This window comes from Xenorhabdus indica (genome assembly GCF_014467235.1).
Lineage (GTDB): Bacteria > Pseudomonadota > Gammaproteobacteria > Enterobacterales > Enterobacteriaceae > Xenorhabdus > Xenorhabdus indica.
Genome location: NZ_NKHP01000047.1, coordinates 1 through 9,647 on the forward strand (window position 1 = coordinate 1; position 9,647 = coordinate 9,647).

At 40.5% G+C, this 9,647-nt stretch carries 16 protein-coding genes; 7 read left to right on the forward strand and 9 right to left on the reverse strand.

Features of this window, described 5'->3' with window-relative positions; genetic code table 11:
* Window positions 1-362: 362 nt before the first annotated feature.
* On the forward strand, window positions 363-1,166 hold the full coding sequence (locus tag Xind_RS18985; protein ID WP_187650851.1) for a DUF3800 domain-containing protein: 804 nt from the start codon (window positions 363-365) through the stop codon (window positions 1,164-1,166).
* 561 nt (window positions 1,167-1,727) lie between these two features.
* Here Xind_RS18985 and Xind_RS18990 read toward each other — a convergent pair.
* From Xind_RS18990 to Xind_RS19030, 9 genes are all read right to left on the reverse strand, one after another.
* Entirely contained in the window at window positions 1,728-2,132 is a 405-nt protein-coding gene (locus Xind_RS18990) for an antiterminator Q family protein (RefSeq protein WP_187650852.1), read from the reverse strand.
* Complete coding sequence (locus Xind_RS18995) at window positions 2,132-2,731, reverse strand: recombination protein NinG (RefSeq protein WP_187650853.1); 600 nt, start codon at window positions 2,729-2,731, stop codon at window positions 2,132-2,134. Before Xind_RS18995 ends, Xind_RS18990 begins: the two co-directional genes overlap by 1 nt.
* 69 nt (window positions 2,732-2,800) lie before the next feature.
* Window positions 2,801-3,013: a hypothetical protein gene (locus Xind_RS19000; RefSeq protein WP_187650834.1), complete on the reverse strand. Its 213-nt coding sequence runs from the start codon at window positions 3,011-3,013 to the stop codon at window positions 2,801-2,803.
* A complete protein-coding gene (locus Xind_RS19005; protein WP_187650854.1) occupies window positions 3,010-3,453 on the reverse strand; it encodes a YbcN family protein in 444 nt (147 codons plus the stop codon). Before Xind_RS19005 ends, Xind_RS19000 begins: the two co-directional genes overlap by 4 nt.
* Before the next feature lie 244 nt (window positions 3,454-3,697).
* Window positions 3,698-4,084 (reverse strand): phage protein NinX family protein, encoded by a 387-nt coding sequence (locus Xind_RS19010; RefSeq protein WP_187650855.1) that lies wholly within the window; start codon window positions 4,082-4,084, stop codon window positions 3,698-3,700.
* A 187-nt stretch (window positions 4,085-4,271) separates the two neighbouring features.
* A complete protein-coding gene (locus Xind_RS19015; protein ID WP_187650856.1) occupies window positions 4,272-4,517 on the reverse strand; it encodes a hypothetical protein in 246 nt (81 codons plus the stop codon).
* Window positions 4,518-4,540: 23 nt separating this feature from the next.
* On the reverse strand, window positions 4,541-5,269 hold the full coding sequence (locus Xind_RS19020; RefSeq protein WP_187650857.1) for a replication protein P: 729 nt from the start codon (window positions 5,267-5,269) through the stop codon (window positions 4,541-4,543).
* Window positions 5,266-5,988 (reverse strand): helix-turn-helix domain-containing protein, encoded by a 723-nt coding sequence (locus tag Xind_RS19025; RefSeq protein WP_187650858.1) that lies wholly within the window; start codon window positions 5,986-5,988, stop codon window positions 5,266-5,268. The genes Xind_RS19020 and Xind_RS19025 overlap by 4 nt, the downstream gene beginning before the upstream one ends.
* A gap of 254 nt (window positions 5,989-6,242) precedes the next feature.
* Entirely contained in the window at window positions 6,243-6,443 is a 201-nt protein-coding gene (locus Xind_RS19030; protein WP_187650859.1) for a helix-turn-helix transcriptional regulator, read from the reverse strand.
* Window positions 6,444-6,544: 101 nt separating this feature from the next.
* On the opposite strand from Xind_RS19030, the gene Xind_RS19035 reads away from it, so the two are divergent.
* The 6 genes from Xind_RS19035 (at window position 6,545) to Xind_RS19060 (ending at window position 9,518) form a co-directional block, all read left to right on the forward strand.
* The gene (locus tag Xind_RS19035; RefSeq protein WP_187650860.1) at window positions 6,545-6,976 is read left to right on the forward strand and encodes a helix-turn-helix domain-containing protein; all 432 of its coding nucleotides are present in this window, start codon (window positions 6,545-6,547) and stop codon (window positions 6,974-6,976) included.
* Between the two features lie 75 nt (window positions 6,977-7,051).
* Entirely contained in the window at window positions 7,052-7,483 is a 432-nt protein-coding gene (locus Xind_RS19040; RefSeq protein WP_187650861.1) for a hypothetical protein, read from the forward strand.
* Window positions 7,480-8,055, forward strand: a complete 576-nt coding sequence (locus tag Xind_RS19045) for a hypothetical protein (protein WP_187650862.1) — start codon at window positions 7,480-7,482, stop codon at window positions 8,053-8,055. Before Xind_RS19040 ends, Xind_RS19045 begins: the two co-directional genes overlap by 4 nt.
* A gap of 486 nt (window positions 8,056-8,541) precedes the next feature.
* A complete protein-coding gene (locus Xind_RS19050) occupies window positions 8,542-8,913 on the forward strand; it encodes a transcriptional antitermination N peptide (protein WP_187650863.1) in 372 nt (123 codons plus the stop codon).
* Between the two features lie 36 nt (window positions 8,914-8,949).
* Entirely contained in the window at window positions 8,950-9,339 is a 390-nt protein-coding gene (locus Xind_RS19055) for a hypothetical protein (RefSeq protein ID WP_187650864.1), read from the forward strand.
* Window positions 9,340-9,341: 2 nt separating this feature from the next.
* Window positions 9,342-9,518, forward strand: coding sequence for a hypothetical protein (locus Xind_RS19060; RefSeq protein ID WP_187650865.1), 177 nt, complete (start codon window positions 9,342-9,344; stop codon window positions 9,516-9,518).
* The last annotated feature ends 129 nt before the right edge of the window (window positions 9,519-9,647 follow it).

A 9,647-nucleotide genomic window follows, 5' to 3' on the forward strand; every position in this document is an offset into this window, starting at 1 on the left:
AATGGCTCAACATAAACCGTATCTGTTGTTAAATACTCCAGAATGAAGGGGGCGATATGTTTCGCAATACGGGATTTACTCCCCATGTATTTCACCGTTCGCCTCCCTCTCTTGGTGCGTCCAGAAAACAAAAAGGCCGCCGTAGCGACCATGTAATGAATAGAATTCCAACCGCAACAAGATTGGCGTGTTGAGACGTTGCGGCGGCGAATGTATTGTTAATTTTATGATCGAGCTAACTATCCAAGAACAAAGCACCATTCTTTGTGATTTTTGACTAAAACGATCCTTATCAATTAGTTATGCATGTGATTTAATAAGCAAATTAATCACTATGAATCTTTTATACAGAAGGATCTTTCATGAGAGACCCCGGAAAACTAATCTGGCATGTGGCTTGTGATGAATCAGGTATAGATGGACAGCGCTTTTATGGCTTTGGTAGCCTATGGATGAAGTATCAACGCAGAGGTGATTTCTCCCGCATCATTAGAGAACTAAGAGACAAATATAGGTACTATGAAGAAATCAAATGGAAAAAAGCTAACTCCAAGAAATACGCCGATTTTTACAAAGAGCTAGTTGATGTTTTCTTCCAGAATCCTTGGTTGGCTTTTCATTGCATTGTTATAGAAAAATCTATGGTCAATAAGGCATTTCATGATGGCGATTACGACTTGGCAATGAGAAAACACTTCACGAAATTAATTTCCACGAAAATAGGTAATGTCATTGCAGCACATCCTGAGCGTGATTGTTTTTTCCGTATAGAAGTCGATCCAATAGCGTCCAGGTATAAAAAAGCAGATGAGGCTTTTCATGTAATCGCAAATAACACCCTATTAAAACAATTTGGTAGAAAAAATATTATTAGCTCTGTAGTGACAAAGGATTCAAAAGTCTCAGAGAATATCCAGATATCTGATTTTTTCCTTGGAGCAATAATGAGTTCATATCAAAAAAAAATATCGTCAGACACAAAGATACAGTTAGTGGAAAAAATCGCGGGACACCTTGGATGGAAAACGCTCTGCCACGATACATGGCCAAAAGAGAGAAAATTTAATATCTGGTTTTTTTATGATAAAACGCTTGGGTCAAGAGACATAGAAACAAGAAACGTACAATTATCCGTACCACTTCCCGTAAGAAAAAGAAAAAAGTAGGCGCCGACCTCTCAGCCGACATGGTTGGAGTCCCAGACCTAAGTCGAAGTGACCAACTTGGCGGTTAAACTTTTGGGAGCCGCCTCTTCATTCCCAAAACTATCAAATCTGTGTTGCCAGCATATTAAATAAAAACCAGATTTGCAAATGTAAAGAGTGCCATACAAGAGCTTTATCACTGTTTTATATTCAATTTGTTACTAACAAAATAGATTACGACTACCCACTCAAAACAAAAAAAGCCACGCCATGCGCAGCCTTGAATGTATGAATTTGTTCCGTTACCGGATTTCCGGTATCGCGATTTGAGCTAATCGGTATCTTTCATGAGGTGATCTCTATACCAATCAGAGGTGCTGATCGAAATGGTCAAAGTTGAATGTAATGCATTGATTTAAAAAGATATAGGGTATTGACCGATACTGCTTGAGTTGTAAACTCTGAGTTGACAACGGGTAGATATGAAAAAACCCCGCCGGAGCGAGGCCTGAAATTAATAAGCTGTGTGACATTGCTATCACTCTTATCACAATAGCGTGTAAATTTCGTTACGAAAAGCCTTTATGCTACTTTTCCTGTTGGTGTCGCTTTATGTGTCCAAGCGTCCATTTCCAGAGTAACGCCAGCCATAATTAAACAGGCTTCCACAAAAGTTTCTGCGACCATCAGATTTTGCCGTATCTTTCCTTCAGAACATTTTTTCTTTCTGGCTATGTCTGATTTCGAAATATCGTGAATGTAATGCAACTCAATTAACTCAAATTCATCTGTCCGGCCTGATTTTATTAATTGACCTACAGCACCATCTACAGCAATGCCGTCATTATCACAGCAAGAAGGTCTTGATTTTGATGTGTAAGGCAATAAGCCTTTGAAGCCTGCCGCGATAGGTGAATAATTAATGCTGCTATTTCCGTTTGCTGCCCATCCACCCCAGCGCTCCAATACCATCTGAATATCACGCATTATGCTACCTCCCGCGCTCGCAATTCCTTGAGCCTCTGTCTGTACTCCTCCTTAATGACCTTACATTCCTCAATCGTCCAGCGGTGACGATCATGGTTGGATTCGACGGCTTCTACCTCTGCCAGACCAATACGCCTGATTAACTCCACTCTATACGGAACGATATTCCCGGATTTATGCTGGTTACAGACAATGCATTGGCGATGAATATTACGTTCATCAAACCTCAATTGAGGGGCTGCTAATGTGGTCCGGTAGTGTCCTGCATCCCATTGAGAAGATACAAACGTGCCACACGAGACGCACGGCAAATCGCGGTCTCGCTCTCTGATATAGGCATTTACGGCGCGTTGGGCTTGTTGTATCCAGTAACTGCGGGGTTTTACTGCTAACTTGCAGGCTTTGAGTTTATCGCGGGCTAACTTTTGCTTAATTTCATTATCTTTCTTTCGTCGTCGTTCCAGTTCCTCTCGCTTTCTCTGCTCTAACTTTTTTCCTCTGGTTATTGCACACTGGATTGAGCAGGTATTTTGTAATTGCCGTTCTGGTTGATACTGCTCGCCACATTCTTTACATTTCCTTTCCCTTAATCTTGCCACCTTATCCCCCTAAAGCCAGTCCGATAATTAGCATTGCAGCCACCCAAAACCCGATGAATAGTAGGTATCTCATTTTCCCACCTTCGCCCAATCAAACAAGGCATTAACTGCCAGATACATAACAGTAAATGCGCAGAGCTGCGAGAATGTAAGTTTCAACAAGAAAATTGCATCACCCCATGTTGGCCATTGCCAATTCACGATACTGTAGAAAAATGCAAACATTGAATTTGATACCAATAGTAAAAATCCAATAAGCAAAATGAATGCTGGTTTACTCACTGCTCCTGCCTCCGCTTAAGTTTCATATACTCGCTGTCATCTGGTATTGTTACGAAACAACCAATATCCACAGCCCATTGCTCAACCTGTTCCATGAATCTAAACATCTCGCCAGTGTCCAGTTTGGATGTCTGGCGGAGTGTCCTGACGTGCTCAACTTCCTGAGTTCTCGCATCAACCCGATCAACGACCTCATAGCCCAAGAAGGTATGCTTGAGCATGTCCTTAACATCTTCTGGTGAGTAATTCGCGCCGTTGGATTTCAGAAAACGGCTAATCTCGCCGAACCACATATGAGCGGTCGCGTTCTGAGATTGGCTTCGGGTGTTTTTCCAAGGCTTGATGATGATGCGGTGAGGTTGGTTTGTTGCGAGAACTTCTTTGAGTTGTTGCCAGGCTAATTCTTTCGTCGATTCATGGAAGAGAAAATCACATTCCATCAGCCCTCTCTTTTATTCCACAAGTTAATTGCACTCTTCATGCTTAATTGTGACTCAACAGAAAACAGGCACGACAAACATGTAATTTGGCACTTACATTTGGGCTTGTGATTGTGGTCTATTCTGAATCTGAATCCATTACACTTGCTGCAATTTTTAATTTCTTCACTCATACTTCCACCCCGACAAATCAAATCACTCAAATAATTACCGGCTCGAATGATGGAGGCTGTGATTTGGTATTTCATTCTGCCTCCAGTAGTTCATCAGGGATTTCAACTTCGTCGCCTAATTTAGAAGAGACTACAGCGCGACAGATGGCGATTTGTGGTGTTTGGCCTTCCTGTACTTTCCAAATGGAAAAATCATTCACTGTTACCGCCTTACAAGATGCTATCCAAGTAGAATCAATACACATACGGGTTAAGCTATCTATATATTTATCAATTAACTGGGCGCATATAGACCAATCAGAAGATGGCCTAAATGAATAATATCTACTCTTTTTATCTACAAAATGCCCACTTGGTAATTCCAGAAAACGACCCTTACTACAAATCTCTGCTCCTAAAGACAAGGCCATGGCCCAATCCAACGCCTGACCTGTCAGCTCACTTGTTTTGATTTTCATTATCTGTTCCTCAGTGCCAGTCTGATATTTTCGTATCTCTCGAATGCGGCTATTCTTTCGTCTCCTAAGTCACAGGAGCACGCATATTCATGCCAAGCTGTTAGCGCTTCTTGATGTTTCTCATAAGCTATACGTTCCAATTCAGCTAATTTTTCTTGCTCTGTCATCTAAAGTTCTTCTGGTGAGGTTAAGCGAATGCCCGTAACTTCTCAGGCGGGTAATCAATCTGTTTGCATCGGCGACTGGCTCTATACTCCAAACGTTCGAGCTTTAAATACGTTCGTCCTCTGGGGTAACACCGACTGATTTTGCGATTTAGACGGTGTTGATCAATAAAACAAAATGCTCTGTTTTTACTAGTCATCAAACGATGCTGTTGCTCTACATTGGGCGTTTGGAACCAATCATTTTCTTTGTGAAAAATTGTTGTCATCTCAACATTTCCTATCGTGTTATTCAGCCTCTACGCCATTCTCTTCTACGGTATGAATCAATATCATCCTGTATGTCTCTTGCCAGCATTTTCTTGAGCCCTCTGATCCTTTCCAATGCCCTGCAATGATCAACAGGGGTATATTTTTTCTCTATCTGAACAACGGGTTCAGGTATTTTTTCGCCTGCCAGAATCCGCTTCGCCATCGCCTTTAATTCACGGCTACAGAGTTTTTTTACATCTGAATTGGTTAAGTTCTGATATATCATCTCAGAATAAATCTTTGTCACCATCCAGTAACAGGCGTTAGATTGCCATTTGAAATCATCCCAACCACGACGCCTACAGTAATCACGGAACATGTCGTACAGTTCATCTTCGGTGGGTAGACCAACTGCGATAGCCTCTCCCTGTTTGCACCATTTCACGAACAGTCCGGGCGAAGGCCAGAACGGGGATTCATTGGCGCGAGCATATCTCATTCCCGCCGATAACTGCTCTTTGGTGCGAATACCGTTTTCAGCGAATGCAGCGATCCATTGCTGTTTGGCTAATACTTCGTCCGATTCGTTTCGTAGATTAGTTTGCGTCGCAGCAGGAAAAATCTGTTTCAGTTGTCTAAATAACGCATTAACCAATCGCTCGGCATTCTCGTTCACCACTGGCTGGTTGTTCGGCTGACGATCCTCTGACAGTCGAGACAATGCCGCACCATCACGATTAGCGATGGCGTTAACCAGATTGCGATTCATAGAAAGTCCTCCCATGCCTCAGCAGTGTTCCAGTTGCTGGCTGACTCTGCGTTGGGGTTGGTGATCTGCTTCCGGCTGAATTGCTGGTTGTTCTGGTAATTCAATTTCTGACTGGCAGTAATAAACCAGTTTTTCGGCTTGCCAGCCTGAAATTCGATATCCAGCCGTTGCAATTGAATATCCAGATCGATGTGAGGAAAAATCTTTTTCCAGTTGTCATAGTCTTTTTGCCTGAGTTTTATTACTTCCCCCTTGAACGAATATTGACCTTCCCCACGAGGAGCTTTAGCGACTTTCGCTATTGTTTTAATAGGTTCATTGACTGGATCAAAAGAGTGACTGGTTCTGGGTGCAGAATTTTCACTAGGGGGTGGTGCAACAGTTTCACTAGGGTGGTGAAACTCCTTCACTACCCCTAGTGCAGAATTTTCACTAGGGGGTGAATTTTTTGCACCATCTAAATCTAAAATATAAATATTAGACGAATTCCCTTTTTCACCCTTCCTGAAAACTTTTTTAACCAGACCTTGCTGGCATAAATCATTAATTAGTTTAATGACACTTCTGCGGCTTATTTCACACTGATCAGCTATGTGCTGGTAAGAGGGAAAACATTCACCTTTATCATTGGCATTATCAGCCAGCTTAAGTAATACCAATTTTCTTGATGGGTTACCGACTTTCATCTGCATGGCTTTAGCCATTAAAATCATGCTCATTTTTCTTATTCCTTGATTGTGACTTTCACCAAGGCTTGTAATTATTCAAGTACGTAAATTCCTAAAGTGAAACTTCGTTTAATAAATAAACAAAAATATCAACTATCCTGAGATAGATGATGATTAATGACGATCATCATAGATGGGATAGAAACAGCCCCTCTTTAAGAGGGTTAGTGATGGTTTAGCCTACCAAAGGGTTGATAGGGACTCCCCACACGGGCGGGGCATTCATTGTAAGAAAGCAGAAATGATTATTTAGAGCCGTATTGCAGCCATTCAGGATCACATTTCAGCGCCCTAGACAATTCCAGAATAAATCTTGGGCGCCGGGTTAATCCTGCTTCAATGCTTTGAATCGCTTGCTGCCGAATGCCTACAATTGCAGCAAGTTCAGATTGAGTCATGTTCATTTCTGAACGTCTGATTTTCACACGTTCCGATAATGTTTCCATTGCACCTCCTATACAAAATTTCTTGTATTTAAGATCAAAGTTGCTTGTTTGTCAAATGCAACTTTTCTTGTGAAAATTAGGGATCAGACACAGGAGTAGATATGTCAATTTCAGAGCGCGTCAGAAATCGCAGGATTGAGCTAAACCTAACTCAGGTAGAATTAGCGGCTCTTGCTGGCGTTAAGCAGCAGTCAATTCAGCAATTAGAAAGTGGCATGACAAAGAGGCCACGGTTTTTGCTTGAATTGTCTAAGGCTTTGAAGTGCTCTTTAGAATGGCTGCAATATGGAACTGGTGAGCCTGATGCGGAAGAAATGTTTCAGTCACCTAAAAATTCAATTCAGCCAACCAATGTGAAAATTCCTCCAAACTATAGAAAATTAACCAAGAAACAGGAGGAATTACTGGATTTATTTGAGAACTTACCCTCAGAAGAAGCAGATCGTTTTTTGCGTGAATTGAAAGCAAAATCAGCGCATTTTGATGCAATATTTGCCGAAATGATGGCAAAGCGTGGGATTAAAGCAGGTTAACAAAATATATACAGATAGTAAACAATAACTATATGAAATGTTAACTGCGTCATAAAATTTAATGCAGGAACTAAAATGGAACGTAAAGAAAAAATAGCCTTTATTTTTCCAGCAGCTCAAGATGCGAATGGTAATGAAGGACCTGTCCTACACTATCAATGCGATGAAATACCCATTGATACAAAGGTAATGGTTGCTGCCGCCTTTGTTTGTCTTAATCAATCGAAAAAATACTTAATTTCATTGAATATCATTGATAAATATGGAAAAACAATATTAAAAGGCTCACCTGATAAATTACCAGCAAAAACAACTATAATTGCCGATGATGGAGCGGCAGAGCCTGATGATGTACCAGGATTTCTTCGCGCTGACCTTCAAGTCAGAATAACAAATATCGGCGTTCATACTATTCAAGTTTCTATAGCCAGTGACGATGAACCAAGTAAAGTGTTTCATGAAATGGAAGCTCGCTTTAGAGTTATCCTCAAAGGAGAGAATAAATGAATCCCGAACGCTCTAATATTTATTCTTTTTCTAGCGGGGTAAATTTGATGTCTAATGCTTCAGCAACCAATAGACATGATCCGGAAAATCATTCATCATTAAAAAGTGGTAATGACGGAGGTGGAGGAGGTGGAAATATGGAATCACGAGTAGCAAAACTGGAATCAGATGTTGAACATATCAAAACTACTATGAATGATATGAAGTCTGATCTGAAATCAGTCACCAGTGATGTTGGTGTAATAAAAACTGACGTTGCTTTAATACTGCAAAAGATAGACAACATCTCTTCAACTGTAGAAACGAAAGCGAACACAAGTGATGTTGCCTTGATACTACAGAAAATGGATAACCTATCCTCATCTGTAGAAAATAAAGCCAATAACACCGATGTCGCTTTGATATTGCAAAGAATGAGCGACATGTCTTCATCCATAGAGAAAAAAGCAAGCTCTGAGCAGGTAGATACAAAAATCAGTGGGATTAAAGTTTGGTTTTTGAGTACATTACTAGTATCAATAGCAATGCCTGTCATAATGTTTTTGCTAAACATGTACATGAAGAAACCATAAAACTCATTGATATTTTTACAAAATAACCCTCCCCCGCGAGGGCTTTTTTTTGTGCCTGCCTATTCTTCCTCTGGTCAATTCGCGACCTAAATCACAATATCCCATTCAGATAAAAGTTTATTCCATTTAAAATCAATTTCTTATATTAAACACAAGAAAAGAATGCAAATTTTCTTGTTTACAAAATACAAATTTTCTTGTAATTTTTATCCCATCGAACAGGCAGGACGCCCACGAAGTAGCCGCCAGTGGCATATGAAGAACTGGATGATTCGATACCAAGTTAAAGCAGTACCTACAATGAATGCTCCGCCCGTGTGGAGAGTCCCTACCCAAAGTGATTTTTGGGGCGTGGTTAGCAGAGTCTAAGGATAGACGCAGCGAGTCACTGGAAAGTTTGCACTCCTCATTTAGAGGACTACAAATTTCAAGCTGTCTCTCAGTTCATTAACTGCGCCCCAAAAATTACTGATTAGGGGTAATCAAATGGAAAGTATCACTATCTTGCCTAAAGGTGGTCGCTTAAGCTCCAAAATGCGCCGTCATCTGAGACGTGGCGATCTGATAACCTGTCATCGTTTAAAAGAGCATATTCGCCAATGCGAAATAAAAACGCTGGAGAATATTATCGATAAAGCGTTTGGCATAGAAACAGAACCGCGCAAGATATTAACACTCAAGCGTAAGCCACAAAACGATGGCGCTAATGTAATAAGTAGTTTGGTCGCTCAGTTTAAAGGCGATAAGTCTCAAGAACCAAGCTTTAATAATTGCTGCTTACCCAATGCAGCACTTTATTCAACCAAAACCAAATCCCGCCGTAGACTGGCGTCGGGTGAGGTGACAGCGAGGGTGTGATCAATCGATTCATTTAAAAAACATAGGAAAATAAAAATGCAAAAGAATGAGCCAGTAATAATCGCAAATGGAAATACCATTGAGGAAATTTATCAGTGGATGGAAAATAAATTAAGTGCACGCCGTGATGTAATCAGTCTTACAAGACAAGTGGAATACCTAAACAAAGAACGCGAAAAAACGAATCAGCGATTAGGTCATGCAATCAACCAAGCTAAAATAAATCCTTATACACAAGATTATGATCGGGAAATAAATAATGCTTCTGACCCGATCATGGAATTAGAAAGGGAACGCCACGAAATTATTCGCCAGTTGAATTACCCAGAAGGCGATGAACGTGATTACGAATCGCCTGTTCGCGATTGTAAAGATTGCTGTCACTCCAGCTCATTCCAAATAAACAATTTAATTCTTAAGGTATGAATATGAAAAAAGAATTTCATGTAGTAGCTGGTAAATGGGAAGAATATGAAGGAAAAATGGAAGAAAATATAAAATTTTGTGATTTCTTCGAATCAATGGAAGATGCCGAGAAATGCGTTATCGAAAACAAATTAACTTCATATCCAATCTGTCGAATTGAAGTTTATTTCTATAGTTAACTAATTACAGCTCATTCCAAATAAACAATCTAATTCTGAGGGTATGGATATGACTACACCAATGCAATTCGCCGCTGAATGTAAAGAAGATTACGAATATTATCGTAAAAGGGCGACTTCTTATGACCC

Excerpts from the sequence above, each read along its gene's own strand:
- Xind_RS18985 (WP_187650851.1), top strand. The coding sequence starts at position 363 with ATGAGAGACCCCGGAAAACTAATCTGGCATGTGGCTTGTGATGAATCA.
- Xind_RS18990 (WP_187650852.1), bottom strand. The coding sequence starts at position 2,132 with ATGCGTGATATTCAGATGGTATTGGAGCGCTGGGGTGGATGGGCAGCA.
- Xind_RS19005 (WP_187650854.1), bottom strand. The coding sequence starts at position 3,453 with ATGGAATGTGATTTTCTCTTCCATGAATCGACGAAAGAATTAGCCTGG.
- Xind_RS19010 (WP_187650855.1), bottom strand. The coding sequence starts at position 4,084 with ATGAAAATCAAAACAAGTGAGCTGACAGGTCAGGCGTTGGATTGGGCC.
- Xind_RS19015 (WP_187650856.1), bottom strand. The coding sequence starts at position 4,517 with ATGACAACAATTTTTCACAAAGAAAATGATTGGTTCCAAACGCCCAAT.
- Xind_RS19020 (WP_187650857.1), bottom strand. The coding sequence starts at position 5,269 with ATGAATCGCAATCTGGTTAACGCCATCGCTAATCGTGATGGTGCGGCA.
- Xind_RS19025 (WP_187650858.1), bottom strand. The coding sequence starts at position 5,988 with ATGAGCATGATTTTAATGGCTAAAGCCATGCAGATGAAAGTCGGTAAC.
- Xind_RS19030 (WP_187650859.1), bottom strand. The coding sequence starts at position 6,443 with ATGGAAACATTATCGGAACGTGTGAAAATCAGACGTTCAGAAATGAAC.
- Xind_RS19035 (WP_187650860.1), top strand. The coding sequence starts at position 6,545 with ATGTCAATTTCAGAGCGCGTCAGAAATCGCAGGATTGAGCTAAACCTA.
- Xind_RS19040 (WP_187650861.1), top strand. The coding sequence starts at position 7,052 with ATGGAACGTAAAGAAAAAATAGCCTTTATTTTTCCAGCAGCTCAAGAT.
- Xind_RS19045 (WP_187650862.1), top strand. The coding sequence starts at position 7,480 with ATGAATCCCGAACGCTCTAATATTTATTCTTTTTCTAGCGGGGTAAAT.
- Xind_RS19050 (WP_187650863.1), top strand. The coding sequence starts at position 8,542 with ATGGAAAGTATCACTATCTTGCCTAAAGGTGGTCGCTTAAGCTCCAAA.
- Xind_RS19055 (WP_187650864.1), top strand. The coding sequence starts at position 8,950 with ATGCAAAAGAATGAGCCAGTAATAATCGCAAATGGAAATACCATTGAG.
- Xind_RS19060 (WP_187650865.1), top strand. The coding sequence starts at position 9,342 with ATGAAAAAAGAATTTCATGTAGTAGCTGGTAAATGGGAAGAATATGAA.